Genomic DNA, 25108 nt, shown 5'->3' with positions numbered 1-25108 from the left:
GATACTGCGGTCGGATCAGTTCCGGATCAGACGCTGTAGTACAGGTCGAACTCCACCGGGTGGGTGGTCATGTTCAGACGCTGCACCTCTTCGAGCTTCAGCTCGATGTAGGAGTCGATGGTCTCGTCGGTGAACACACCGCCCTGCTTCAGGAACTCGCGGTCCTTGTCGAGGGCATCCAGCGCCTCCTCGAGGGAGAGGGCAACCTTGGGGATATCGCGCTCCTCCTCCGGCGGCAGGTCGTACAGGTCCTTGTCCATCGCCTCACCCGGGTGGATCTTGTTCTGCACCCCGTCCAGGCCGGCCATCAGCATGGCAGCAAACGCGAAGTAGGGGTTGGCAGTGGAGTCGGGGAAGCGCACCTCGATCCGGCGGGCCTTGGGGTTGGGCACGTAGGGCACGCGGATGGAGGCGGACCGGTTACGGGCGGAGTAGGCCAGCAGCACCGGCGCCTCGAAGCCCTTGACCAGACGCTTGTAGCTGTTGGTGCTGGCGTTGGCGAAGGCATTGATGGCGCGGGCGTGCTTGATGATGCCGCCGACGTAATACAGGGCGAACTCGGAGAGGCCACCGTAGCTGTCGCCACCGAACAGGTTGTTGCCCTCCTTCATGACCGACTGGTGAACGTGCATGCCGCTGCCGTTATCACCCACCAGGGGCTTGGGCATGAAGGTGGCGCTCTTGCCGTAGGCGTGGGCCACGTTGTGGACCGCGTACTTCAGTTTCTGAATCTCGTCGGCCTTCTTCACCAGGGTGTTGGGGCCGACACCGATCTCACACTGACCGGCGGTGGCCACCTCGTGGTGGTGCACCTCGACGGTCAGGCCCAGGTCGCCCAGCGCCTCACACATGGCGGCGCGCAGGTCGTGCAGGGAGTCCACCGGCGGGACCGGGAAGTAGCCGCCTTTGACCTTCGGGCGGTGGCCCATGTTGCCGTCGCCGTAGACGCGCTCGGAGTTCCAGCCGGCCTCTTCCGAGTCGATCTTGTAGAAGGAGCCGCTCATGTCGGCACCCCAACGCACGTCGTCGAACACGAAGAACTCGTTCTCCGGCCCGAACAGCGCGGAGTCACCCAGGCCGGTAGACTGCAGATACGCCTCGGCGCGGCGGGCCACGGACCGGGGGTCCTTCTCGTAGCCCTGCATGGTGCTGGGCTCGATGATGTCGCAGGTCAGGTTCAGGGTCGGGTCATCGAAGAAGGGATCCAGGGTCGCGGTCTCCGGGTCCGGCATCATGATCATGTCGGACTCGTTGATGCCCTTCCAGCCGGCGATTGAGGAGCCGTCGAACATCTTCCCGTCTTCGAACATGTCCTCGTCGAGCTCGTGGGCGGGGATGGTGACGTGCTGCTCCTTGCCGCGGGTGTCGGTGAAGCGCAGGTCGATGAACTTCACGTCCTCGTCCTGGACCATCTTGAGTACGTCAGCAGCGGTGCGAGCCATTATGTACCTCCGGGTATGATCAGCTCGGAATGTTCGATGCAGCCCAGTGCAAGCAGGTTGCATGCCAGTTCTTAAAAACCGCGTTCTAGAGCGGGTCAGGGTACCTGCGCCCTTTGGCCCCGCAGTATAAACGCACCACATTGATGCGTCTGCAACCCCGAAACGCACTAAATCAGTGCATTTGCAGTGACGCCTGCCCCGCGCCACGCCGCCCGGGCCCCTTATTGAAGCAGAGCGCACCAACGGGTGACATCCTCACCGGCGCCTGCAAGGATCACGGCGAAGCCGGTATACTGACCGACTTATCCGAGGCAAGCCAATCGATTGGGGGTTACCTTGTCCCTGAGTGCGAATAACAACGCGGGCAGCACGGCAGAACAGGTGCGCACCTTTCAGGGCCTGATCCTGGCCCTGCAGGAGTTCTGGGCCGAGCGCGGCTGCGTGGTGCTACAGCCGCTGGACCAGGAAGTGGGCGCCGGCACCTTCCACCCGGCCACCTTCCTGCGCGCCATCGGGCCCGAGCCCTGGCATTCGGCCTATGTGCAGCCCTCCCGTCGCCCCACTGACGGGCGTTACGGCGAAAACCCCAACCGCCTGCAGCACTATTATCAGTTCCAGGTGGTGCTCAAGCCCTCGCCGGCGGATATCCAGGAGCAGTACCTCGATTCGCTGCGCTATCTGGGCATTGACCCCCTGACCCACGACATCCGCTTCGTGGAGGACAACTGGGAGTCCCCGACACTGGGCGCCTGGGGACTGGGTTGGGAGGTGTGGCTGAACGGGATGGAGATCACCCAATTTACCTACTTCCAGCAGGTCGGCGGGCTGGATTGCCACCCGGTGATGGGCGAGATCACCTACGGGTTGGAGCGCATCGCCATGTACCTGCAGGGTGTCGAGAGCGTTTACGACCTGTTGTGGGCGGACAGCCCCGAGGGTCCGGTCACCTACGGCGATGTCTTCCTGCAGAACGAGAAGGAGATGTCGGCCTACAACTTCGAGGAGGCGCCGGTAGAGGCGCTGTTCCGCGCCTTCGAGACCCACGAGCACGAATGCCAACGGCTGATTGAGGCGGACCTGCCGCTGCCGGCCTACGAGATGACCCTGAAGGCCTCGCACACCTTCAACCTGCTGGATGCCCGGCACGCCATTTCCGTGACCGAGCGCCAGGGCTATATCTTGCGGGTGCGGACCATGGCCCGGGCAGTGGCCCAGGCTTACTACAACCGCCGCGAGGCGCTGGGGTTCCCCCTCTGCCGCGAGCCGCAAAAGGAGAACGCGAATGGCTGAGTCCACCCGCACGCTGCTCATAGAGATCGGCACGGAGGAATTACCGCCGGTGGCCCTGCCGCGACTGGAGGCGGCGTTCCGCGACGGCATCTTGCAGGGCCTGGAACAGGCGGAACTGAGCCATGGCGAGGTACGCAGCTTCGCCGCGCCCCGCCGGTTGGCGGTGCAGGTCGAGGGGCTGCAGACCCGGCAAGCGGACAAGGCCATTGAACGGCGCGGTCCGGCGGTCAAGGTTGCCTTTGACGACGACGGGAACCCCACGAAAGCGGCCGAGGGCTTCGCCCGCTCCTGTGGCACCACAGTGGATACCCTGGAACGCCTGGAAACCCCCAAGGGCGCCTGGCTAGCCTGGCGCGGGACGCAGGAGGGCAAGCCGGCGGTGGAGTTGCTGCCTGATATCGTCGCCGGGAGCCTCAACCGCCTGCCGATCCCGAAGCGGATGCGCTGGGGGAGTGGCCAGGCGACCTTCGTGCGTCCGGTCCACTGGGTGGTTTTCCTGCTGGGTGACGAACTGGTCCCGGCGACGCTGATGGATATCCCGGCCGGCCGGAGCACCCGGGGACACCGCTTCCACGCCCCCGAGGCCATCGAACTGGCCCACGCCGACGATTATGCGCAGGCCCTGCGCGAACAGGGCCGGGTCGAGGCGAGCTTCGCGGCGCGCCGGGAACGCATCCATGACGGCGTTTTGCGCCTGGCCCGGGAAGAAGAGGGCGAGGCGCTGGTCGATCCTGAGCTGCTGGATGAGGTCACCGCCCTGGTGGAGTGGCCGGTGCCGATGCTGGGGAGCTTTGACCCGGGCTTTCTGGAGGTGCCGGAAGAGGCCCTCATCTCCAGCATGCAGGGCCACCAGAAGTACTTCCCTGTGCGAGGCGCGGACGGCCGACTCCTGCCCCTGTTCATCACGGTCGCGAACATCGACAGCCGGGATCCCGAGCAGGTTCGGGCGGGCAATGAGCGGGTGATCCGGCCCCGACTGGCCGATGCGGACTTCTTCTGGCAGCAGGACCGGAAACGGCCACTGGCTGACCGGCTGTCAGACCTGAAGGGCGTCATCTTCCAGAAAAAGCTGGGCACCCTCCACGACAAGACCCGGCGAGTGGCACACCTGGCGGAGCAGCTGGCCGTGGAGATGGGTCAGGATCCGGAGCCGGTGGCCCGGGCCGCCTGGCTCGCCCGTTGCGACCTGGGCACCGAAATGGTCGGCGAATTCCCGGAGCTCCAGGGCATCATGGGACGCTACTACGCGCGGCATGACGGTGAACCCAAGGCGGTCGCCGACGCCATTCTGGAGCACTACCGGCCCCGGTACGCCGGCGAGTCCATCCCCGCGACCCGGGAAGGCCGGCTGCTGGCGATTGCCGAACGGGCCGACACCCTGGCCGGGATCTTCGCCATCGGGCTGGTGCCTACCGGGGACAAGGACCCCTTCGCGCTGAGGCGGGCTGCGCTGGGGTTGATGCGCACGCTCATCGAGGGGGAGATGCCGCTGGACCTGGAGGGGCTCCTCGGGCGCGCGGCGGTCCTGCTGCCGGAAGGGATCGCCGGGCGCAGCGTGGCGGAAGAGGTCTACGACTTCTGCCTGGAACGGCTGCGCGGCTACTACCAGGAGCAAGGCATCGGCGCAGAGCTGTTCGACGCCGTGCTGGCGGTACGGCCCCGCTGCCCGCTTGATTTCCATCGCCGGCTGCTCGCTTGTCGACGCTTCGCCGGAGTGCCTGAAGCGGAGGCCCTGGCGGCGGCAAACAAGCGGATTGGCAACATCCTGCGCAAGACGGAAGAGCCGGTACCGGAGCGTGTCGACCAGACATTGCTGAAAGAGCCGGCCGAAGAGGCCCTGGGCGCGGCGCTGACGGAGACCCGGGGCAAACTGGAGCCCCGCCTGGCCGAGGCGGACTACGCCGGGGCACTGGAGGCCCTGGCGGGTCTGCGCGATCCAGTGGACCGGTACTTCGACGAGATCCTGGTGATGGCGGAGGACCCGGCCGTTCGGCGCAACCGGCTCGCCCTGCTCAAGACCATTCAGGGGCTGTTCCTGGAGATCGCCGATGTCTCCCGCCTGCCTGCCCGCTGAGCGCCCGCGGCTGGTCATCCTCGACCGGGACGGGGTGATCAACCACGACTCGGATGACTACATCAAGTCACCGGAGGAGTGGCGGGTCATCCCGGGGGCGGCGGAGGCGATCGCCCGGCTCAATGCGGGCGGTATACCGGTCGCCGTCTGTACCAACCAGAGCGGCATCGGGCGCGGGCTGTACGACGAGCCCACCTACCAGGCCATCACCCAGCGGATGTGCGCGGTTCTCGCGGAAGCGGGTGCCCACCTTGATGCCGTTTTCCACTGCCCCCACGCACCTGAGGCCGGCTGCCGCTGCCGCAAGCCCCGGCCCGGATTGCTGGAACAGGCCGCGGACCATTTCCGGGTGCCCCTGGACGGGGTGCCCGTGGTGGGCGACAGCCTGCGGGACCTGCAGGCCGCCCGGGTGGTGGGCGCGCTGCCGGTCCTGGTACGGACCGGGAAGGGGCGGCGAACCCTGGAACAGGGGTTACCCTGGCCCGTGGCCACCTATGATGACCTCCGGGGGGCCGTCGCCGCGCTACTGGCCGCTTGGGAGCACTCGGTATGAAACGCCTAAGAACGCTGGTTGGAAGTGTGCTTCACCAGGCCATCCTGGTGTTGAGCCTGCCTGTCTGGGGCGTACTGTCGCTGCTTACGGTGCCATTTCCGTACGCGCTCCGCTACCGGCTGATCACGAGCTGGGGCCATTTCCAGCTCTGGACCCTGGAGCGGCTTTGCGGCGTCCGGATCCGGGTGGAGGGACTGGAGCACCGGCCTGATCAGCCCTGCGTGGTGATGGCCAAGCACCAGTCTGCCTGGGAGACCCTGGGCCTGCTGCGCTGGTTCCGGCCGCAAACCTGGGTGTTGAAACGCGAGTTGATGCGCATTCCCATCTTCGGCTGGGGGCTGGCCCTGCTGCAACCGATTGCCATCGACCGTGGGTCGGGGGCGCGGGCGCGCCGCCAGGTGGTGGAGCAAGGGGTGGCCAGACTCCGGGCGGGCCGTTGGGTGGTCATCTTCCCAGAGGGGACGCGGGTACCGGCCGGTCACAAGGGCCGGTATCGCGCCGGTGGCGCGATCCTCGCCTGCGAGGCCGGAGTGCCGATACTCCCGGTCGCACACAATGCGGGGGAGATCTGGCCGCGGGGCTCGATCATCAAGCAGCCCGGCGTAATCCTGGTCCGCATTGGGGCGCCCGTGGCGACTGAGGGCCGCCCGGTCGGTGAAGTGCTCGCGGAGGTAGAAGGCTGGATCGAAGACCAGATGGCCGAAATCAGCGCTCAGGCATACCCCGGCACGCCGTACACCAAATCCTTCCGGAAATAACCCCTCCTCCTACGGCGACCGCCTCAAGACGCCTGCCTCACAGCCCAAGCCGGGGCCCGCGAAAGGGCCTTGCGCCCTCTTATGCTGCGCGAAGGAAAAGCCCCATCAGCGAAATGCTGCACCAAGGAAAGGGCGGGGGAGTGGCGGAAGGCCACGAAGGATAGCGTGCTATCACCCGACCTGGGCGGCCGGGTGATAGCACGTGAGGAAACGGCTTTAGATATCCAGGTTGGCCACGGTTAAGGCATTCTGCTCGATGAAATCCCGGCGCGGCTCCACCTGGTCGCCCATCAGGGTAGTGAAGATCTCGTCGGCAGCCACCGCGTCCTCGATGGTGACCTGGAGCAGCCGGCGGGTATCCGGGTTCATGGTGGTTTCCCAAAGCTGGTCAGGGTTCATCTCACCCAGGCCCTTGTACCGTTGAATGCTCTGGCCTCGGCGCGCTTCCTCCATCAGCCAGTCCACCACCTCCTGGAGGGTCTGGACGGCCTTGCGCCGCTCGCCGCGTTGGATGATAGCGCCTTCACCGAACAGCCCATGCAGCTGTTCCGCGAGCCGGCGCAGCGTTTCATACTCGGCGGAGAGGAAGAACGCGGGGTTGAAGGCGTAGGGGTAGAGGATCCCGTGCATCCGCTTGATGACGCGAGCTTCCTTGAAACCACCCTCACTGCCCAACTGCATGTCCAGCGTGTAGGTGACGGCCTTGTCCTGCCGGGCGTTGGCCTTCTCTACCAGCGTCTCGAACCACCGGGTCATGGCATCGCCGTCGACGAAGTCCTCTTCGTCGACCGGGGCTAGCGCGGTCATCTCCGACAGCAGGACCGGGTCCCAGCGCCGGCGCATGTGATCGATGAGGTTCATGGCCTCCAGGTAACGCCGGGCGAGACGGCCCAGGGCTTCCCCGCTGATGGCGGGCGCCCCTTCCTGGTGGTGGAGACCGGTATCGTTCAGGGCGATCTGCAGCAGGTACTCGGTCAGCTCCGCCTCGTCCTTGACGTAGTGCTCCTGCTTACCCCGTTTCACCTTGTACAGCGGCGGCTGGGCGATGTACACGTGGCCGCGCTCCACCAGCTCTCGCATTTGCCGGTAGAAGAAGGTCAACAAGAGGGTCCGGATGTGCGAGCCGTCCACGTCGGCGTCGGTCATGATGATGATGCGGTGGTACCGCAGCTTCTCAGGATCGAACTCATCCTTGCCAATGCCGCAGCCCAAGGCCGTGATGAGAGTGCCCACCTCGGTGGAGGAGAGCATCTTGTCGAAACGGGCCTTCTCCACATTCAGGATCTTGCCCTTCAGCGGCAGAATCGCCTGGTATTTCCGATCACGGCCCTGCTTCGCGGAGCCCCCGGCAGAGTCACCCTCGACGAGGTAGATCTCTGACTGCGCCGGGTCCTTCTCCTGGCAGTCGGCCAGTTTCCCTGGGAGCCCAGCGATATCGAGCACCCCCTTGCGGCGGGTCATCTCACGGGCCTTGCGGGCCGCCTCCCGGGCGCGGGAGGCATCAATGATCTTCTCGGCGATGGCCTTCGCCTCAGCCGGATTCTCGTAAAGGAAGTCATTGAAGGACTCCGCCAGGAGGCTTTCAACCACGCTCTTGATCTCCGAGGAGACGAGCTTGTCCTTGGTCTGGCTGGAGAACTTCGGGTCGGGGGCCTTCACCGAGACCACGGCAGTCAGCCCCTCCCGGATGTCGTCGCCGGTAGGGCTCACTTTAAGCTTCTTGGCGTAGCCCTGGGCGTCGAGGTATTGATTCAGGGTCCGGGTCAGGGCGGAGCGGAAACCGGAAAGGTGGGTGCCGCCGTCCCGCTGCGGGATATTATTGGTAAAGCAGAAGATATTCTCCTGGTAGGAGTCATTCCACTGCATCGCGACGTCCACCCCTACGCTCTCCCGCTCGCCACTGAGGTAGAAGACGCTGGGGTGGAGGGGGTCCTTGTTCCGGTTCAGGTGTTCAACGAAGGCCTTGATGCCGCCGGCGTACTCGAAGACATCTTCCTTCTCGGTGCGCTCGTCCTTCAGGGCGATACGGATGCCCGGGTTTAGGAAGGAGAGTTCGCGGAACCGTTTGGCCAGGATGTCGTAGTTATAGTGAGTCTGCGTAAAGACCTCGCGGCTGGGCGAAAAGGTGATGCGGGTTCCCGTTTCCTGGGTCTCACCCACCACCTTGAGCGGCTCCACGGAATCACCCATGCGGTATTCCTGGGTGTGCACCGCGCCGTCGCGTTGGATGACCAGCCGCAGACGCTCGGACAGGGCATTGACCACCGAGACGCCAACCCCGTGGAGGCCACCGGACACCTTATAGCTGTTGTCGTCAAACTTCCCGCCGGCGTGCAGCACGGTCATGATGACTTCAGCAGCGGAGCAGCCTTCTTCCGGGTGCATATCGACCGGAATACCGCGGCCATTATCGGCGACGGTGATCGAGTTATCGCCGTGAATGGTCACCTGGATCTCGCTGCAATGGCCCGCGAGGGCCTCGTCCACCGAGTTGTCGACCACCTCGAACACCATATGGTGGAGGCCGGTGCCATCGTCGGTGTCACCAATGTACATGCCGGGGCGTTTACGGACGGCGTCCAGCCCCCGGAGTACCTTGATACTGTCGGAGTCGTAGCTTTGGGTTTGTTCGGTCATGGGGTAACGCTCTCTGATTTAAGGTACGAGTATACCATCCGGCGGACGCTCCAAGTGTTGCAGGAGAGGGTCGTCATGCGGGGCGTAACCGGCCCTGTTCCACGTGGAACCATCGACCGCCGCCGGCGGGTTCCAGCTCCGTGGGAGTAAGTGCAGTCAGGAAGGCCTGGCCCCCAAAGCCGGCTATCTCCTCGAGGACTTGCTGCCGACGGCGGCGGTCGAGTTCCGCTGCGAGGTCGTCCACCAGGAGCGTAAGGTCCCGCCCGACCCGCTCCTTGGTGGCCTGGGCTTGGGCCAGGAGGAGAGCAATAACCAGCAGTTTCTGTTGACCGCGGGACAACCTGTGCTGCGCGTCCAGACCCCCACAGCGGAATGCCAGATCGGCACGATGGGGACCGCTGTTGGTGAACCCGCGCTGGAGGTCCAAGGTCCGTTGCGCTTCGAGCCGTTCCGCCAGGGTGCTCTCGGAACGCCAACCCGGCCGGTAACTGAGCTCCAGATCCGTGTCCGGCAACCAAGTCTTCACCAGCCGCAGCCAGTAGGGGACGAGGAGTTCCACCAGCTGGCGACGCAAAGCGTCCACTGCCTGGGCGGCCGCCACCAAGCCCTCGTCGTACGCCCAGGCCGTCTTCGGCTGCTGGTCACGAAGGGCGGCGTTGCGCTGGCGCAGAGCCTTCAGGTAACGGCCCCAAGCCTCCTGGAAATCAGGTTCCACGTGGAACACTGCCCAGTTAAGGAAACTCCGTCGGACCTCCGGGCCATCGAGCAACAGCCGCTGGTGCTCGTTATTAATAACCTGTACCGGAAACCGTCGCGCGATCTCCGACAGGCTCCCCCCATCCTGCCCATCCAGCCGGACCTTCGTCCCCTCGGCATCGCGGGCGACCCCGACCACGTGGCCTTCTCGCTCGGCGCGGACCCAGAGCCCCTCCCGGCCTGCAGCGATCATATGCCGGGGTAGTGCGGTCCGAAAAGAGCGAGTCCTGGAGACAAAGTAGATCGCTTCTAGCAGGCTGGTCTTACCCGCCGCGTTCTCGCCGAAAACGACATTGATGCCGTCGCCGGGATCGATCTCGAAACGCTCCAGATTTCTCACTCCCTCCGCAGCCAGCCGCGTGATCCCCATCAGCCGAACTCCGTCCGCACTGGCCGAAGCCGCAGCAGCCCTCGAACCCGGCACTGGATCCACGCCTGTTCCATTACAGGCGCATCGGCATGACAACGTACCGGGAGGTCTGATCGTCCACCCCTTGAATGAGTCCGCTGCTGGCACTGTCCCTTAGCGTCAGTTTCACGTCCTCATCCTCGAGGGCACCGAGCGCATCCAATACGTACCCGGCGTTGAAACCGACTTCCAACGCCTCGCCGGCATAGTCCACCGAGACCTCTTCTTCGGCCTCCTCCTGTTCCGGGTTATGGGAGGCGACCTTAAGCACACCCCCTTCCAGGAGAAAGCGAACCCCACGGTATTTCTCGTTGGACAGGATGGAGACACGGAGGAGCGCATGGCGGAGATCCTCCCGGTTGACCACCGCCGGTGTTTCCGTCGGTTCGGGCACCACCCGCCGGTAGTCGGGGAACCGTCCGTCGATCAGCTTGGAGGTAAACCGCACGTCGCCCAGGCGGACACGGATGTGGTTCTCCCCCAGTTCCAGGTCCGCACCCTCATCCGAATCACCAAGAAGGCGCAGCAACTCTTGCACCCCCTTGCGCGGCACGATCACCTGCCGGGGCGCGTCTACGCCGGTCTCGATGCCTTTCTCGGCGAGCGCCAGGCGGTGGCCGTCGGTAGCCACCATACGGGCCATTGCCGGCTCCAACTCCACCATCAGCCCGTTCAGGTAGTAACGCACGTCCTGCACCGCCATGGAGAAATGCGTCCGCTCGATGAGTTTGCGCAGCTCCCCCTGGGGTAAGCGGACGGTTTCCCGAGCGCCGATATCTTCGACGCTCGGGTAATCGTCTGCTGGAAGCGTCGCCAGTGTGAAACGACTGCGCCCGGCCCGGAGGCTGGCCCGCTCCCCATCCACCTGTAACTGGAGGCGACTTTGATCCGGGAGATTGCGACAGATATCCAGCAGTTTCCGTGCAGGCAGGGTAATTTCACCCGTTTCTTCCACCTGGCAGGGAATGCTCGCCACCAGTTCCACCTCAAGGTCGGTGGCGGTCAACCGTGCCAATCCTTCGCCCAACTCGAGGCGAACATTGGCGAGGACCGGAAGGGTCTGTCGCCTTTCGACCACCCCGATGATGGCCTGTAACGGCTTGAGCAGGTCTTCACGTTGGATGTCGATGCGCATGCTGATCCCTAATAATAAATATGTAGATAAATAAAGACTGTTGTTATTACTGGGTCCACACCCAATTGTGGATAAGTTTCTCTTCCCTTTTAGTTACAGATAGTTACATGGCGTTCTGCTGCTGTACAGCCTGGTTGGCGGCCTGGGGACTACTGTGGAGTAGTGTGTGGATAACTTTCACCCTTTTCTGCAACACTTAACTGTCCAGTGTTTATCCACATCATGTGCTGAGGGTTCTTAACAGGTTGCTGTAGTCTTCCTCAATTCGGCTGTCTTCGGCGCGCAACGCCTCCACCTTGCGACAGGCGTGCAGCACCGTGGTGTGATCCCTGCCGCCGAAGGCATCACCGATCTCCGGCAGCGAGTGGCTGGTGAGCTCCTTGGCCAAAGCCATGGCCACCTGCCGGGGGCGGGTGATCGACCGGCTCCGCCGCTTCGACAACAGGTCGCTTACCCGGATCTTGTAGTACTCCGCCACGGTCTTCTGGATGTTGTCGATGGTGACGAGCTTGTCCTGCAGGGCCAGGAGGTCCCGCAGCGCCTCCTTGGTGAAATCCACCGTGATTTCCTGACCGGTGAACTGGGCGTTGGCGACCACCCGCCGTAACGCACCCTCCAGCTCGCGGATGTTCGACCGGATGCGCTTGGCGATGAAGAACGCCACCTCGTGAGGCAGGTCCACCCCTTCCTGCATGGCCTTGCTCATCAGGATGGCGACACGCGTCTCCAGTTCCGGCGGCTCGATGGCGACCGTGAGCCCCCAGCCAAAACGCGACTTCAGGCGCTCCTCCAGCCCGTTGACCTCCTTGGGGTAGCGGTCGCAGGTCATGATGACCTGCTGTTCACCCTCGAGCAGGGCGTTGAAGGTGTGGAAGAACTCCTCCTGGGACCGCTCCTTGCGCGCGAAGAACTGGATATCGTCGATGAGCAGCGCGTCCACCATGCGGTAGTGGCGCTTGAACTCGTTGATGGCGTTGTGCTGCAACGCCTTGACCATGTCAGCCACAAACCGCTCGGAGTGCAGATAGAGCACCCGCGCCTCAGGACGCCGACGGAGCATGGCGTTCCCTACCGCGTGCATCAGGTGGGTCTTGCCAAGCCCGACCCCGCCGTACAGAAACAGCGGGTTGTAAGCGGTACCGGGGTTCTCCACCACCTGCATGCTCGCTGCCCGGGCGAGCTGGTTGGATTTGCCCTCGACGAAGGTGTCGAAGGTGAAGTTGCTGTTCAGATTGCTTGCCGCGGAGCGACTGGCCGGTTCCTGTTCGGCACTCGCCGAAGGGGCGGGCGTTGTCACCGAAACCTGGCGCCGCTTGGGCGGGGCCACTACCGCGCTGCTGCCAATCTGCAACTCCAGCGCCGGTGGATCATCCGGCCGTTGTGCGGTCAGCAACTCGGTGATCCGGTCCGCGAAGTGGGACTTCACCCAGTCCAGAACGAACCGGTTCGGTGCCAGCAGGCGCAGCCGGCCATCCTCCTCCTGGGCTTGCAGGGGGCGGATCCAGGTGTTCAGCTGCTGGTCGGGGATCTCCTGCTCCAATCGGCGCAGGCATTGTTTCCAGAGGGAATTCTCCATAGCTCAGCGGGGTACCTCGAAACGGGATTCCGTCAGCGGGTGAGTGTGCCCAGAGTGTACCGGCGGCAACCGAGGTTATCCACAGCTTGTTCAATGCCGGCGGGCCTGGGGTAATTGACACTGGACCGCGCGCGCAGTAGATTTGCCGGCTTAGTTTTTCCCGCACAGACAACGGCTAGGAATCATCATCATGAAGCGCACTTATCAGCCCAGCGTTACCAAGCGCAAGCGCACCCACGGTTTCCGGGCCCGCATGGCCACCAAGAACGGCCGTGCCGTGCTGGCACGCCGTCGCGCGAAGGGTCGTCATCGCCTCTGCCCCTGATCGGGTGGTAGAGCGAGCCACCGGTAGCTGTGCCTTCCCGCGCAGCCGCCGGCTGACGCGTCCCCAGGACTACCGACGCGTCTTTTCCGGCGCCCGCAAGGCCGCCGATCGCTACTTCACCGTACTGGCCCGGGACAACGATCGGGCCGGACCCCGGCTGGGCCTGGCGATTTCCCGCCGGGCGGCCCCCCGCGCCGTCGATCGGAACCGGATCAAGCGGATGGCCCGCGAGGTGTTCCGCCACCGGCAAAGCGGGTTGGGGGACCGGGACTACGTCATCCTGGCCCGCGCCGCAGCCCGGGATGCCGACAAGGCCAGGTTGCGACGCAGCCTGGAGCGGCACTTTGACCGGTTGGCCGGCCCGCCGGCAGGTAATCAGAAGAACGGGACGAGTTAGCGCCCGCCGCGATACAGACGCCCGAGGGTGTCCCCTATACCCAACTCCCTGGTGAGCGGTCATGGAAAACCAGCGTATATTCCTCTTTCTGGCCCTTTCGATCATCGGTCTGCTGCTCTGGACCAGCTGGGAGCGGGACACCAGTGCGCCGGTGGCCACCGAGGAGGCCGTCGAGGAAGAGGATGTGCCGGCACCGGCCGAGGACACCCCGGACGATGCGCCGGACCGGGCGGCCGAGGACACCCCGGCGCGGGAGCAGGCCGAAGCCGAGGATGAGCGCCGGGTGCGGGTCGTCACCGACCTGATGGACCTGGAGATTTCCACCCGGGGCGGCGATATCCGCCGGGTGGACCTGCTGCAGCACGGCACGACCGCCACCGATGACACCCCCTTCCGGTTGATGGCGGATGATCGCGACCCGCTGTTCATCGCTCAGACCGGCCTGATCGATGGCAGTGACAACCGCCCCGACCACCGGGCGCTGTTCACCGCTGAGAACGACGAGTACCGCCTGGAAGAGGGTGAGGACGAGATCACGGTCCGGCTGACCTGGTCCGACGCCGATCGCGGCATTGAGCTGGCCCGCGTCTACACGTTCGAGCGCGACAGCTACGTCATCGATGTGCGCCACCAGGTGCGCAACCAGGGCGAGGAGGACTGGAGCGGCTACAGCTACTTCCAGCTCCGCCGCAACCCCGATCCGCCCGGCACCACGCCCTGGTACATCTACACCTTCACCGGCGGCTCCATCTACAGTCCGGACGACCGCTTCGAGAAGATCAGCTTCGACGACATGGACGACGAGAACCTGTCGCGGGACATCCGTGACGGGTGGGCGGCCATGATCCAGCACTACTTCCTCGGGGCGTGGATCCCGCCGGAGAGCCAGGCCCTCCGGTTCTACACCCAGGCGCAGGCCGGCAACGAGTACGTCCTCGGCATGAGTTCCGGTCGCCAGACCGTCGCGCCTGGCGACGAGACCGAGTTCGCCAGCCGCCTGTTCGTCGGGCCCAAGGAGCAGGATCGTCTTCGCGAGCTCCACGACAGCCTCACGCTGAGCGTTGATTACGGCTTCCTCACCATCCTGGCCAAGCCGCTGTTCTGGCTGCTGGACAACATCCAGAACATCGTTGGCAACTGGGGCGTGGCGATCATCCTCGTCACCCTGTTGATCAAGCTGGCCTTCTACAAGCTGTCCGCCACCAGCTACCGCTCCATGGCCAAGATGCGCCGTGTGCAGCCGCGGATGCAGCAGCTCAAGGAGCGCCACGGCGACGACAAGCAGGCCCTGAACCAGGCCATGATGGAGCTGTACAAGAAGGAGAAGATCAACCCGCTGGGCGGCTGCCTGCCGATCTTGGTCCAGATCCCGGTGTTCATCGCCCTGTACTGGGTGCTGCTCGAGTCGGTGGAATTGCGCCACGCGCCCTTCATGCTGTGGATCCAGGACCTGTCCACCCGGGACCCCTACTTCGTGTTGCCGCTCCTCATGGGGGCCACGATGTTCCTGCAGCAGAAGCTGAACCCGGCGCCGCTGGACCCGATCCAGCAGCGGATCATGATGGCACTGCCCATCGTGTTCACCGGCTTCTTCATGCTGTTCCCGGCCGGCCTGGTGCTCTACTGGCTGGTCAACAACGCCCTTTCCATTGCCCAGCAGTGGTACATCATGCGAAACCTCGAGACCGAGGAGGCGGGCGGCAAGGGCGCCAAGTCCGGTAAGTCGGACAAGGGCGACAAGAAGAACGATTAGGCCGATGGCGCAGGAGACCATCTGCGCACTGGCCACGCCACCGGGTCGCGGTGGCGTGGCCGTTATCCGGGTCTCCGGTCCAGCGGTGCCGGAGCTGGCGCAGGCCGTCGCCGGCCGGCTGCCCGAGCCGCGTCGGGCCACCCTGGCCCGTTTCCGCGACGCCGAGGGTGGTGTGCTGGACGAGGGCCTGCTGCTCTATTTCCCGGCGCCCAACAGTTTTACCGGCGAGCCGGTGCTCGAGTTGCTGGGCCATGGCGGCGAGGTGGTGGTCGACCGCCTCCTGCGCCGCCTGCATGCGCTGGGGGCTCGGCCGGCCCGCCCCGGGGAGTTCTCGGAGCGTGCCTTTCTCAACGGCCGCATGGACCTGACCCAGGCCGAGGCCATCGCCGACCTGATTGCCGCCGACAGCGAGGCGGGCGCCCGGGCGGCGTTGCGCAGTCTGGAAGGGGCCTTCGGTGACGCGGTCCGCGCCCTGGTCGACGGGGTCATCCGGCTCCGGGTCCACGTCGAGGCGGCTATCGATTTCAGCGACGAGGAGATCGACTTCCTCGCCGATGAGGCCGTGGCCATCCAGCTGCGGGACCTGATCGACCAGCTTGCCGCCCTGCGGGCCCAGGCCGGGCAGGGCAGGGTGTTGCGTGACGGCATGCAGGTGGTGCTGGCCGGGCCGCCCAATGCCGGGAAGTCCAGCCTCCTCAACGCCTTGACTGAAACCGATACCGCCATTGTCACCGACATCCCCGGCACCACGCGCGATCTGCTTCGCGAGCACCTGCACATCGACGGCATGCCGCTGCATATCATCGATACCGCCGGGCTGCGGGAGAATGCGGATCAAATCGAGGCCGAAGGCATCCGGCGGGCCCGTTCGGCGATGGCCGGTGCGGACCGGGTGTTGCTGGTCCAGGATGTCCGGGAACCGCCTGTCGACCCGGGGCGGCTTGATCTGCCGTGCGATATTCCGCTCACCCGCGTGTTGAACAAGATCGACCTCACCGGACACGTGTCCGGGTTGCAGGAGGAGGGGCGCGAGGCCGTTATTGCGGTAAGCGCCCGGACCGGTGACGGCCTGGCCGAGTTGCGCGATCACCTGAAGACGGCCATGGGCTACCAGGCGGTGGGGAGCCACTTCTCGGCTCGCCGCCGCCACCTGGATGCCCTGGCACGCTCGGCGGAGCACCTGGCGTTGGCCCGGCGGGCGCTGGAAGAAGAGATGGCCGGTGAGATCGCCGCCGAGGAACTTCGCCTGGTCCAGCACCACCTGGGTGAGATCACCGGTGAGTTCACCAGCGAGGACCTGCTCGGGGAGATCTTCAGCAGCTTCTGCATCGGGAAGTAACGCACGCCACCGGTGCCACCCCGGCCCGTGCGGTTGAACCCGGGCGACCGCCGGCGTGATAATTGGCCCCCGTACCCGACCACGCCCAGAATTCCCTATGGATCACCCTGATCGCTTTGATGTCATCGTCGTTGGTGGCGGCCACGCCGGCACCGAGGCGGCCCTGGCAGCCGCCCGAATGGGCGTCCGCACCCTGCTGCTTACCCACAGTATCGAGACCGTGGGCCAGATGAGCTGTAACCCGGCCATTGGCGGTATCGGCAAGGGGCACCTGGTGCGCGAGATTGACGCCCTGGGCGGCATCATGGCCCGGGCAGCGGACCGGGGCGGCATCCAGTTCCGCACCCTGAACAGCCGCAAGGGGCCCGCCGTGCGCGCTACCCGCGCCCAGGCCGACCGGCAGCTTTACCGGCAAGCCATCCGGTACGCCGTGGAGCACCAGCCGAATCTTTCGCTGTTCCAGCAGGCGGTGGATGACCTGATCGTCGAGGGCGGCCGGGTCACCGGGGTGGTGACCGGCATGGGCCTGCGTTTTCGTGCCCACACCGTCGTGCTGACCGTCGGCACCTTCCTAGGCGGGCGGATCCACATCGGCGAGCGCAATTACGGCGGCGGTCGGGCCGGTGACCAGCCGGCCAACGCCCTGGCGGCGAGGCTGCGCGAGCTGCCGTTCCACGTGGATCGACTGAAGACCGGCACGCCACCGCGGCTGGACGGGCGCACCATCGACTGGGAGCGGCTGACCGAACAGCCCGGGGACGATCCGGCCCCGGTCTTCTCGTTCCTGGGCTCACGCGACGAGCACCCGGCGCAGGTGCCCTGCCATATCGCCCACACCCGGCCCGAGACCCACGAGATCATCCGTGGTGCGCTGGACCGCTCGCCGATGTACTCCGGCACCATCGAGGGGGTGGGCCCGCGCTACTGCCCCTCCATCGAGGACAAGGTGGTGCGCTTCGCCGACAAGGACAGCCACCAAATCTTCCTGGAACCGGAGGGGCTGGACACCCACGAGGTCTATCCCAACGGCATTTCCACCAGCCTGCCCTTCGACGTGCAGTACGCCCTGGTCCGGTCGGTGCCCGGACTTGAGCAGGCCCGCATCGTGCGGCCGGGCTACGCCATCGAGTACGATTTCTTCGACCCCCGCGGTCTTCACCCGACCCTGGAGACGCGCCACCTGGAGGGGCTGTGGTTTGCCGGCCAGATTAATGGCACAACCGGTTACGAGGAGGCGGCTGCGCAGGGGCTGCTCGCCGGCCTCAACGCGGCACTGCGGGTACAACAGCGCGATCCCTGGTACCCCCGCCGCGACGAGGCCTACCTGGGGGTGCTGGTGGACGACCTGATCACCCGCGGCACCCGTGAGCCTTACCGCATGTTCACCAGCCGAGCGGAATACCGCCTGATGCTCCGCGAGGACAACGCCGACCTGCGTCTCACACCGGTGGGCCGCTCGCTGGGGCTGGTGGCTGATGACCGCTGGGCGCGGTTCAGTGACAAGCGCGAGCGGCTGGAGCGGGAGCAGGCCCGCCTGGCGGATACCCTGATTCGCCCGGGCGAGGTGCCGGAGGCGGTGGCCAGCGAGGTGCTGGGCGGGCCGTTGCGCAAGGAGCAGCGACTCGACGAACTGCTCCGTCGCCCGGAGGTCACCTACGCGCGGCTGATGCAGCTGCCGGGGGCGGGCGACCCCGAGTCCGATCCGGCGGTGGTGGAGCAGTTGGAGATCCAGGCGCGCTACGCCGGTTACCTGGAGCGGCAACGGGACGAGGTGGCCCGCACTCGGCGCCATGAGCAACTGCCGCTGCCGGCCGACATGGCCTTCGATCAGGTTGCCGGCCTCTCCAGCGAGGTCCGCGAGAAACTGATCGCGCACCGCCCGGCCACCATCGGCCAGGCTGCACGTCTTCCCGGCATCACCCCGGCCGCTGTCTCCCTGCTGCTGGTCCACCTCCGCCGCCAGGGCCTGCTCAAGGAGAGCGCCTAGATGGCCGCCGACCCATTGCTGGGCAGGCTCCGGGAAGGGGTAGCCGCGTTGGACCTGGCGCTGCCGGGGCCACTCCTGGAGGCCATGCTCGCCTATCTGCGCCTGCTGGAGCGCTGGAACCGCGCCTACAACCTCTCCGCCATCCGCGATCCGGAGGAGATGCTGCAGCGCCACCTGCTGGACAGCCTGAGTATCCTGCCGTACGTTGAAGGCGATACTTTGCTGGATGTGGGTAGCGGTGCCGGGCTACCGGGCATCCCGCTGGCCCTGGCGCGGCCCGGACTCACCGTGACCCTGCTCGACAGCAACGGGAAGAAACAACGGTTCACCCGCCAGGTGGCCCTGGAGCTTGGCCTGTCCCGGTTGCGCTTTGCCCAGGCGCGGCTCGACCGCTACCAGCCTGGGTACACCTTCGACACCGTGGTCAGCCGCGCCTTCGCCGCGCTGGGCGATTACGTTCCCGATGCCCTGCGTCTGTGTCGCCCTGGCGGCCGTGTGCTTGCCATGAAAGGCCGGCTGCCGGAGGACGAACTGGTCGCATTGCCCCATGGCCTGCGCCAATGCGACCGGATTGCGCTGCACGTCCCCGGTGTCGATGCCCAGCGCCACCTGCTCGCCTGGACCGCCCCGGCGGTGTCAGCCACTGAGGAAGCGAATCCATGACACGTATCATCGCGGTAGCCAACCAGAAAGGCGGCGTCGGCAAGACCACCACCTGCGTCAACCTCGCGGCCTCGCTGGCCGCCAACAAGCAGCGGGTGCTGCTGGTCGATCTCGATCCCCAGGGGAACGCGACGGTCGGCTGCGGGGTGGACAAGAACACCGAGGGCGGCCGCGGTTATGACGCCCTGCTGGGCGAACGGCCGGTGACCGAATGCCGTCTCCGCGTGGACGAACCGGCCTTTGATCTCCTGCCCGGCAACGGCGACCTCACCGCGGCCGAGGTGGCCCTGATGGAATCGGACCAGCGGGAGCAACACCTGCGCCGTAGCCTGGATGAAGTCGCCGATGCCTACGATTACATCCTGATCGATTGCCCGCCCTCGCTGAATATCCTGACGGTGAACGCCCTGGTAGCCGCCCACGGCGTGCTGATTCCGATCCAGTGCGAGTACTACGCGCTGGAGGGCCTGACCGCGCTGCTGGATACCATCCGTCGCATCCAGGCCTCGGCCAATCGCGCCCTGACCATCGAGGGGCTCCTGCGCACCATGTTCGATCCGCGCAACAACCTGGCCAACCAGGTCGGCGCGCAACTGCGCAGCCATTTCAACGACCAGGTTTACCGGACGCTGATCCCGCGCAACGTCCGGCTGGCCGAGGCCCCCTCCCACGGGCTGCCCGCCTTGCAGTATGATCGCTCCTCGCGCGGTGCCCTGGCCTACATGGCCCTGGCCAGCGAGATGGTGCGCCGCCACCGCGCCACCGGCGAACTCGCCGCTACCTGACCACCGGAAGACGTAAAAAAACACCATGGCAGCCAAAAAACGAGGATTGGGGCGGGGGTTGGACGCCCTGCTGGGCCTGCCCGAGGAGGGCGCAACCACCGATGGGGGCGACGCCGCTGCAGCCGCGGAACTCCGCGACCTCCCGGTTGATTGCCTGGAGCGGGGCCGGTACCAGCCGCGTACCGCCTTTGACCCGGGCGCGCTGCAGGAACTGGCGGACTCCATCCAGTCCCAGGGGGTTGTGCAGCCGCTCGTGGTCCGACCCTTGGGTGACAACCGCTGGGAGATCATCGCTGGCGAGCGCCGATGGCGCGCCGCCCAGCTGGCCGGACTGAACGCGGTGCCGGCCATCATTCGCGACATTCCTGACGAGACCGCCGTCGCCGTCGCGCTCATTGAAAACCTGCAGCGCGAGGACCTCAACCCGCTGGAGGCGGCCACCGCGCTGCAGCGCCTGGTTCACGAGTTCGGTATGACCCACCAGGCCGTCGCCGATGCCGTGGGCCGCTCTCGCGCCGCCGTCAGCAATCTTCTCCGGCTGCTCGAATTGAATGAACCGGTCAAGGCGTTGATCGGCGAGGGTCAGCTGGAGATGGGGCACGCCCGTGCCCTGGCCGCCCTGAAGGGCGATTTGCAGACCCGCGCCGCGCGCCAGGTGGCCGAGCGCGGCCTCTCGGTCCGCCAGACCGAAGCCCTGGTCCGGAGGCTGCAGGAGGAAGAGGAGGCCGATACCCCTCCGAAGCGGGAAGACCCGGACGTGGTCCGGCTGCAGGACGACCTGAGCCGCCGTCTGGGTGCCCAGGTCCGCATCCAACAGGGTGCTCGGGGCCGCGGGAAGGTCGTTATCCAGTATGCCAGCCTGGACGAACTGGACGGGATACTCGAGCGGATCCGCTAATGCCCGCGCCATTGTTTGACCCCAGGGGGGCGCGCCTATATACTCCGCCCACCCTGGCAAATCAGGTCTGCTTTTCGAAGGCAATCCGGTGGGTACGGTCCGATGTCCGAGCAGCACAACCCGGAGGCCGAACACCTCGTTGAGCAGGCCCGACAAGAACGCCAGTCTGCCCGCCGCCTGGTTTGGCGAATAGCGATATTTCAGGTGGGCGTGGGGTTATTTGCGTCCGGCTGTTGGTTATTGGCCGGGCCAAAAGCCGCGGCGGCCGCCTTCACGGGCGCGTTGATCGCCATGCTTCCTGGGCTATATTTCGCGGGCAAGGTGTTTTCGAAGCCGCCCGAAGCTGACCCGAGAAGCATGCTCGGTGCGTTTTATTTCGGCGAAGCCGTCAAGTTGATTCTTACAGCAGCGCTGTTTATTATCGCGCTCCAGTGGTTCGGCGGTGTTTTCCTGCCGCTTATAACAACTTATGTGGCCGCCTTGTCCGTCCACTGGCTAGCGCTGCTGGGGGCCCTGCAGAAGGAACCGGTGAGAAAATCATGAGTGGAAACACTGCGATCGACTATATCCAGCACCACCTCACCAACCTGGCCGTGGGCGAGGGTTACTGGACCTTCCACGTCGACTCTCTCATCATGAGTTTCTCCCTGGGCGCGCTGTTCTGTTACCTGTTCTGGCTCGGCGCCCGTACCGCAAGCCCCGGCGTCCCCACCGGCTTACAGAATTTCGTCGAACTCATGGTGGAGTTCGTCGACAAGACCGTCAGCGAAACCTTTCAGGGCAAGAGCCGCCTGATCGCGCCCCTGTCGCTGACCATCTTCTGCTGGATCTTCCTGATGAACCTTATGGACCTTGTCCCCATCGACATGGTTCCCAGCTTGATGCTCGCCGCGGGCGTCGACTACTTCAAGATTCTGCCCACGGTGGACCTGAACGTCACCTTCGCGCTGTCCATCAGTGTGTTCTTCCTGATTATTGTCTACAGCTTCAAGGGCAAGGGTGCCGGTGGCTTCGTCAAGGAGCTGCTCTTCCATCCCTTCGGGCCCTGGCTGTTGCCGTTCAACCTGGTCCTGAACGTCATCGAGCTCCTGGCCAAGCCGATCTCGCTCTCCTTGCGACTGTTCGGCAACATGTACGCGGCCGAGCTGATCTTTATCCTCATCTCGCTCCTGCCCTGGTGGATCCAGTGGGCGCTTGGCACCCCGTGGGCCATCTTCCACATCCTGGTCATCCCCTTGCAGGCGTTCATCTTCATGATGCTCACCATTGTGTACCTGAGCATGGCCAACGAGCATGAGGAGCACTGAGGCCGCGGCCTCGATCGACCGAGTCAGGGGTATCCCGTGCTGAGTCCCGCGGGGTGCCCAAAGACAACCTTTAAAAACCCTTAACCTGTGTTGCTTCAGGAGGAACCATGGAACTCGCAGCCCTGATCGCAGAAGTTCAGTCCGTCACCGCCATCACCGTCGGCATCCTGATCGGCCTTGGCGCCCTCGGTACCGCCATCGGCTTCGGCCTGCTCGGTGGTAAATTCCTCGAAGGTGCTGCCCGTCAGCCCGAGATGGCGCCCATGCTGCAGGTGAAGATGTTCATCGTCGCCGGCCTGCTCGACGCCGTCTCCATGATCGGTGTGGGTATCGCCCTGTTCTTCACCTTCGCCAACCCCTTCCTGGGTGCCGTTCAGCAGGCTGCGGGTGCGTAACGCGACCCCCGCAATCCTGCTTCTGACGCCCAAAACGGAGGAGGTGACAGCGTGAACTTTGGTGCCACTTTCTGGGGCCCGATGATCAGTTTCGCACTGTTCGTCTGGTTCACGATGAAATTTGTATGGCCGCCGATCCAGACGGCCATGGCCGACCGCCAGAAGCAGATCGCTGATGGGCTTGCGGCCGGTGAGCGCGGCAAAAAGGAGCTCGATCAGGCCAAGGCCGAGGTCGACAAGATGCTCCGCGAGGCCCGCGAGCAGGCCAGCCAGGTTGTTGCTCAGGCGAACAAGCGCCAGAGCGAACTTGTCGAGCAGGCCCGCGAGGAGGCCCGTCACGAGGCCGAGCGGGTGCTGGCCCAGGCACGTAGCGAGATCGACACCGAGATCTCGCAGGCCCGCGACGCCCTCCGCAAGGAAGTGGCGACCTTGGCCGTGGCTGGCAGCAGCCGGATCCTCAAGCGTGAGATCGACGCCAAGGCCCACAAGGACCTCATCGACGATCTGGTGAAGCAGCTTTAAAGCGGAGTCAGCATGGCCGAGCAGACCACACTGGCAAGACCTTACGCCAAGGCGGTTTTCGAACTGACCAAGGACGCCAAGACCCGTAACACCTGGTCCAAGCGCCTCAAGGCCCTGGGCACGGTCGCCGCTGATAACCAGGTGGCGGCCTTGGTGGGCAACCCGCGGGTTTCCCGCGAGCAGCTCATCGGGCTTTTCCTGGAGGCAGTCGGTGAGGACACCCTGGGCCAGGAAGGCAAAAACCTGGTGCAGTTGCTGGCCGATAACGGTCGGCTTGGCCTGCTTCCGGAAATCGCCGCGCTATACGAACACCTGCGCGCGGAGGCCGAGGGTGTGGTGGATGTCGACGTGACGTCCGCCGACAAACTCACCAAGGAGCAGCAGGACCAGATCGCGGGCGCGCTGAAAAAGCGGCTGGGCCGCAAGGTCCGTCTCCACTGCCGTACCGACGAGAGCCTGATCGGCGGCGCGCTGATCCAGGCCGGGGACCTCACCATTGACGGTTCCGTTCGCGGCAAACTCGCTCGCCTTTCCAGCGCGATGGCTCATTGACGAGGTAGCAAGATGCAACTCAATCCTTCTGAAATCAGCGAGCTGATCAAGCGCCGCATCGAGAACTTCGAGGCGGTGGCCGAGGCCCGCAACCAGGGCACGATCGTCTCCGTGGGTGACGGCATCTGCCGGATCCACGGTCTGGCCGACGTCATGCAGGGCGAAATGCTGGAGTTCCCCAACGACACCTTCGGCATGGCGCTCAACCTCGAGCGCGACTCCGTCGGCGCCGTTATCCTGGGTGACTACGAGCACCTCTCCGAGGGCGACACGGTCAAGTGCACCGGTCGCATCCTCGAAGTGCCCACCGGTGAAGCACTGCTGGGCCGCGTGGTTGACGCGCTGGGCAACCCGATCGACGGCAAGGGCGAGATCAAGGCCGAAGCCTCCAGCCCGGTGGAAAAGGTCGCGCCTGGTGTGATCAGCCGCCAGTCCGTTGACCAGCCGGTCCAGACCGGTCTGAAAGCGGTCGATGCCATGGTTCCCATCGGCCGTGGGCAGCGTGAGCTGATCATCGGCGACCGCCAGACGGGTAAGACCGCGGTCGCCGTCGACGCGATCATCAACCAGAAGAACAGTGGCATCAAGTGCATCTACGTGGCGATCGGCCAGAAGGCCTCCTCCATCGCCAGCGTGGTCGAGAAGCTCAAGGACCACGATGCCCTGGACCACACCATTGTCGTGGCCGCCAGTGCCTCCGAGTCCGCCGCCATGCAGTACCTGGCCGCCTACTCCGGCTGCGCCATGGGCGAGTACTTCCGCGACCGCGGCGAAGACGCGCTGATCGTCTATGACGACCTCACCAAGCAGGCGTGGGCCTACCGCCAGGTTTCCCTGCTGCTGCGCCGTCCGCCGGGCCGCGAGGCGTACCCGGGTGACGTCTTCTACCTGCACTCCCGCCTTCTGGAGCGTGCGGCGCGGATCAATGCCGAAGAGGTCGAGAAGCTGACCAACGGTGAGGTCAAGGGCCAGACCGGTTCCCTGACTGCGCTGCCGATCATCGAGACCCAGGCGGGTGACGTGTCGGCCTTCGTGCCCACCAACGTCATCTCCATCACCGACGGTCAGATCTACCTGGAGACGGACCTGTTCAACTCCGGTATCCGCCCGGCCATCAACGCCGGTCTGTCGGTCTCCCGTGTCGGTGGTTCCGCCCAGACCAAGCTGATCAAAAAGCTCGGTGGTGGCATCCGTCTGGCCCTGGCCCAGTATCGCGAGCTGGCGGCGTTCGCCCAATTCGCCTCCGACCTGGACGAGGCCACCCGGAAGCAGCTGGAGCGCGGCCAGCGGGTTATGGAGCTGATGAAGCAGCCCCAGTACAGCCCGATGACCGTCGCCGAAATGGGCATCAGTCTCTACGCGGCCGATGCCGGCTACCTGGACGACGTGGAAGTCAGCAAAGTCGTGGATTTCCAGGCCGCACTGGTGGACTACCTGCGTTCCGAGCAGAAGGCGTTGCTGGAAGAGCTGAACAAGACGCCTGACTACAACGACGAGGTGGTCGAGAAGATGAAGAAGGCTGTCGAGGCCTTCAAGTCGAGCCGTACCTGGTAAC

The 25108-nt window shown here is 65.1% G+C and carries 23 protein-coding genes; 18 read left to right on the top strand and 5 right to left on the bottom strand.

Going from position 1 to position 25108, the window contains the following annotated elements:
* Positions 1 to 26: 26 nt before the first annotated feature.
* Complete coding sequence (gene glnA / locus DFR31_RS13160) at positions 27 to 1442, bottom strand: glutamate--ammonia ligase (RefSeq protein ID WP_121443157.1); 1416 nt, start codon at positions 1440 to 1442, stop codon at positions 27 to 29.
* A 336-nt stretch (positions 1443 to 1778) separates the two neighbouring features.
* On the opposite strand from glnA, the gene glyQ reads away from it, so the two are divergent.
* The 4 genes from glyQ to DFR31_RS13140 are packed head-to-tail and all read left to right on the top strand — an operon-like array spanning position 1779 to position 6117.
* Complete coding sequence (gene glyQ, locus DFR31_RS13155; RefSeq protein ID WP_245971201.1) at positions 1779 to 2732, top strand: glycine--tRNA ligase subunit alpha; 954 nt, start codon at positions 1779 to 1781, stop codon at positions 2730 to 2732.
* A complete protein-coding gene (gene glyS / locus DFR31_RS13150; RefSeq protein ID WP_121443155.1) occupies positions 2725 to 4806 on the top strand; it encodes a glycine--tRNA ligase subunit beta in 2082 nt (693 codons plus the stop codon). The genes glyQ and glyS overlap by 8 nt, the downstream gene beginning before the upstream one ends.
* Positions 4781 to 5359 (top strand): D-glycero-beta-D-manno-heptose 1,7-bisphosphate 7-phosphatase, encoded by a 579-nt coding sequence (gene gmhB, locus DFR31_RS13145; RefSeq protein WP_121443154.1) that lies wholly within the window; start codon positions 4781 to 4783, stop codon positions 5357 to 5359. Before glyS ends, gmhB begins: the two co-directional genes overlap by 26 nt.
* Positions 5356 to 6117: a lysophospholipid acyltransferase family protein gene (locus DFR31_RS13140; protein WP_121443153.1), complete on the top strand. Its 762-nt coding sequence runs from the start codon at positions 5356 to 5358 to the stop codon at positions 6115 to 6117. The genes gmhB and DFR31_RS13140 overlap by 4 nt, the downstream gene beginning before the upstream one ends.
* 216 nt (positions 6118 to 6333) lie before the next feature.
* Here the strand turns inward: DFR31_RS13140 and gyrB are convergent, their stop codons facing one another.
* From gyrB to dnaA, 4 genes are all read right to left on the bottom strand, one after another.
* On the bottom strand, positions 6334 to 8754 hold the full coding sequence (gene gyrB / locus DFR31_RS13135; protein WP_121443152.1) for a DNA topoisomerase (ATP-hydrolyzing) subunit B: 2421 nt from the start codon (positions 8752 to 8754) through the stop codon (positions 6334 to 6336).
* A 73-nt stretch (positions 8755 to 8827) separates the two neighbouring features.
* Positions 8828 to 9880 carry a DNA replication/repair protein RecF gene (gene recF / locus DFR31_RS13130; RefSeq protein ID WP_121443151.1) on the bottom strand — a complete coding sequence of 351 codons (1053 nt, stop codon included), beginning with the start codon at positions 9878 to 9880 and terminating at the stop codon, positions 8828 to 8830.
* Between the two features lie 73 nt (positions 9881 to 9953).
* The gene (gene dnaN, locus DFR31_RS13125) at positions 9954 to 11054 is read right to left on the bottom strand and encodes a DNA polymerase III subunit beta (protein ID WP_121443150.1); all 1101 of its coding nucleotides are present in this window, start codon (positions 11052 to 11054) and stop codon (positions 9954 to 9956) included.
* A gap of 220 nt (positions 11055 to 11274) precedes the next feature.
* Entirely contained in the window at positions 11275 to 12630 is a 1356-nt protein-coding gene (gene dnaA, locus DFR31_RS13120) for a chromosomal replication initiator protein DnaA (RefSeq protein ID WP_121443149.1), read from the bottom strand.
* Positions 12631 to 12820: 190 nt separating this feature from the next.
* Here dnaA and rpmH point away from each other — a divergent pair, with 190 nt between their 5' ends.
* The 14 genes from rpmH to atpA all read left to right on the top strand — a co-directional run bounded on the left by rpmH (position 12821) and on the right by atpA (position 25107).
* On the top strand, positions 12821 to 12955 hold the full coding sequence (rpmH, locus tag DFR31_RS13115) for a 50S ribosomal protein L34 (RefSeq protein ID WP_011630617.1): 135 nt from the start codon (positions 12821 to 12823) through the stop codon (positions 12953 to 12955).
* A 4-nt stretch (positions 12956 to 12959) separates the two neighbouring features.
* Complete coding sequence (gene rnpA, locus DFR31_RS13110; protein WP_121443148.1) at positions 12960 to 13352, top strand: ribonuclease P protein component; 393 nt, start codon at positions 12960 to 12962, stop codon at positions 13350 to 13352.
* Positions 13353 to 13413: 61 nt separating this feature from the next.
* Positions 13414 to 15105: a membrane protein insertase YidC gene (yidC, locus tag DFR31_RS13105; protein ID WP_121443147.1), complete on the top strand. Its 1692-nt coding sequence runs from the start codon at positions 13414 to 13416 to the stop codon at positions 15103 to 15105.
* A 4-nt stretch (positions 15106 to 15109) separates the two neighbouring features.
* Positions 15110 to 16444, top strand: coding sequence for a tRNA uridine-5-carboxymethylaminomethyl(34) synthesis GTPase MnmE (mnmE, locus tag DFR31_RS13100; protein WP_121443146.1), 1335 nt, complete (start codon positions 15110 to 15112; stop codon positions 16442 to 16444).
* Positions 16445 to 16541: 97 nt separating this feature from the next.
* The gene (gene mnmG, locus DFR31_RS13095) at positions 16542 to 18431 is read left to right on the top strand and encodes a tRNA uridine-5-carboxymethylaminomethyl(34) synthesis enzyme MnmG (RefSeq protein WP_121443145.1); all 1890 of its coding nucleotides are present in this window, start codon (positions 16542 to 16544) and stop codon (positions 18429 to 18431) included.
* Positions 18432 to 19094 (top strand): 16S rRNA (guanine(527)-N(7))-methyltransferase RsmG, encoded by a 663-nt coding sequence (gene rsmG, locus DFR31_RS13090; protein WP_121443144.1) that lies wholly within the window; start codon positions 18432 to 18434, stop codon positions 19092 to 19094. It abuts the gene before it with no gap.
* Entirely contained in the window at positions 19091 to 19879 is a 789-nt protein-coding gene (locus DFR31_RS13085; protein ID WP_121443143.1) for a ParA family protein, read from the top strand. The genes rsmG and DFR31_RS13085 overlap by 4 nt, the downstream gene beginning before the upstream one ends.
* A 25-nt stretch (positions 19880 to 19904) precedes the next feature.
* Positions 19905 to 20777, top strand: a complete 873-nt coding sequence (locus tag DFR31_RS13080) for a ParB/RepB/Spo0J family partition protein (RefSeq protein ID WP_121443142.1) — start codon at positions 19905 to 19907, stop codon at positions 20775 to 20777.
* Between the two features lie 102 nt (positions 20778 to 20879).
* Positions 20880 to 21320 carry an ATP synthase subunit I gene (locus DFR31_RS13075; protein ID WP_121443141.1) on the top strand — a complete coding sequence of 147 codons (441 nt, stop codon included), beginning with the start codon at positions 20880 to 20882 and terminating at the stop codon, positions 21318 to 21320.
* On the top strand, positions 21317 to 22084 hold the full coding sequence (gene atpB / locus DFR31_RS13070) for a F0F1 ATP synthase subunit A (RefSeq protein ID WP_121443140.1): 768 nt from the start codon (positions 21317 to 21319) through the stop codon (positions 22082 to 22084). Before DFR31_RS13075 ends, atpB begins: the two co-directional genes overlap by 4 nt.
* Before the next feature lie 107 nt (positions 22085 to 22191).
* Complete coding sequence (gene atpE, locus DFR31_RS13065; protein ID WP_121443139.1) at positions 22192 to 22479, top strand: F0F1 ATP synthase subunit C; 288 nt, start codon at positions 22192 to 22194, stop codon at positions 22477 to 22479.
* Positions 22480 to 22530: 51 nt separating this feature from the next.
* Positions 22531 to 23001, top strand: a complete 471-nt coding sequence (locus DFR31_RS13060; protein WP_121443138.1) for a F0F1 ATP synthase subunit B — start codon at positions 22531 to 22533, stop codon at positions 22999 to 23001.
* Positions 23002 to 23013: 12 nt separating this feature from the next.
* Positions 23014 to 23553, top strand: coding sequence for a F0F1 ATP synthase subunit delta (locus tag DFR31_RS13055; protein ID WP_121443137.1), 540 nt, complete (start codon positions 23014 to 23016; stop codon positions 23551 to 23553).
* A 12-nt stretch (positions 23554 to 23565) separates the two neighbouring features.
* Entirely contained in the window at positions 23566 to 25107 is a 1542-nt protein-coding gene (gene atpA / locus DFR31_RS13050) for a F0F1 ATP synthase subunit alpha (protein ID WP_121443136.1), read from the top strand.
* Position 25108: the final 1 nt, after the last annotated feature.

The organism is Alkalispirillum mobile, from assembly GCF_003664325.1.
Classification (GTDB): Bacteria; Pseudomonadota; Gammaproteobacteria; order Nitrococcales; family Halorhodospiraceae; genus Alkalilimnicola; species Alkalilimnicola mobilis.
Note: the sequence above shows the minus strand (reverse complement) of the source record. Positions and strands in the feature narration are given on the sequence as shown.

Coding starts and splice junctions, on each gene's coding strand:
- recF (WP_121443151.1), bottom strand. CDS start 9,880: ATGGGGATCACGCGGCTGGCTGCGGAGGGAGTGAGAAATCTGGAGCGT.
- DFR31_RS13140 (WP_121443153.1), top strand. CDS start 5,356: ATGAAACGCCTAAGAACGCTGGTTGGAAGTGTGCTTCACCAGGCCATC.
- atpA (WP_121443136.1), top strand. CDS start 23,566: ATGCAACTCAATCCTTCTGAAATCAGCGAGCTGATCAAGCGCCGCATC.
- atpB (WP_121443140.1), top strand. CDS start 21,317: ATGAGTGGAAACACTGCGATCGACTATATCCAGCACCACCTCACCAAC.
- glnA (WP_121443157.1), bottom strand. CDS start 1,442: ATGGCTCGCACCGCTGCTGACGTACTCAAGATGGTCCAGGACGAGGAC.
- dnaN (WP_121443150.1), bottom strand. CDS start 11,054: ATGCGCATCGACATCCAACGTGAAGACCTGCTCAAGCCGTTACAGGCC.
- yidC (WP_121443147.1), top strand. CDS start 13,414: ATGGAAAACCAGCGTATATTCCTCTTTCTGGCCCTTTCGATCATCGGT.
- DFR31_RS13075 (WP_121443141.1), top strand. CDS start 20,880: ATGTCCGAGCAGCACAACCCGGAGGCCGAACACCTCGTTGAGCAGGCC.
- mnmE (WP_121443146.1), top strand. CDS start 15,110: ATGGCGCAGGAGACCATCTGCGCACTGGCCACGCCACCGGGTCGCGGT.
- DFR31_RS13085 (WP_121443143.1), top strand. CDS start 19,091: ATGACACGTATCATCGCGGTAGCCAACCAGAAAGGCGGCGTCGGCAAG.
- gyrB (WP_121443152.1), bottom strand. CDS start 8,754: ATGACCGAACAAACCCAAAGCTACGACTCCGACAGTATCAAGGTACTC.
- atpE (WP_121443139.1), top strand. CDS start 22,192: ATGGAACTCGCAGCCCTGATCGCAGAAGTTCAGTCCGTCACCGCCATC.
- glyS (WP_121443155.1), top strand. CDS start 2,725: ATGGCTGAGTCCACCCGCACGCTGCTCATAGAGATCGGCACGGAGGAA.
- DFR31_RS13055 (WP_121443137.1), top strand. CDS start 23,014: ATGGCCGAGCAGACCACACTGGCAAGACCTTACGCCAAGGCGGTTTTC.
- dnaA (WP_121443149.1), bottom strand. CDS start 12,630: ATGGAGAATTCCCTCTGGAAACAATGCCTGCGCCGATTGGAGCAGGAG.
- gmhB (WP_121443154.1), top strand. CDS start 4,781: ATGTCTCCCGCCTGCCTGCCCGCTGAGCGCCCGCGGCTGGTCATCCTC.
- rpmH (WP_011630617.1), top strand. CDS start 12,821: ATGAAGCGCACTTATCAGCCCAGCGTTACCAAGCGCAAGCGCACCCAC.
- rsmG (WP_121443144.1), top strand. CDS start 18,432: ATGGCCGCCGACCCATTGCTGGGCAGGCTCCGGGAAGGGGTAGCCGCG.
- mnmG (WP_121443145.1), top strand. CDS start 16,542: ATGGATCACCCTGATCGCTTTGATGTCATCGTCGTTGGTGGCGGCCAC.
- DFR31_RS13080 (WP_121443142.1), top strand. CDS start 19,905: ATGGCAGCCAAAAAACGAGGATTGGGGCGGGGGTTGGACGCCCTGCTG.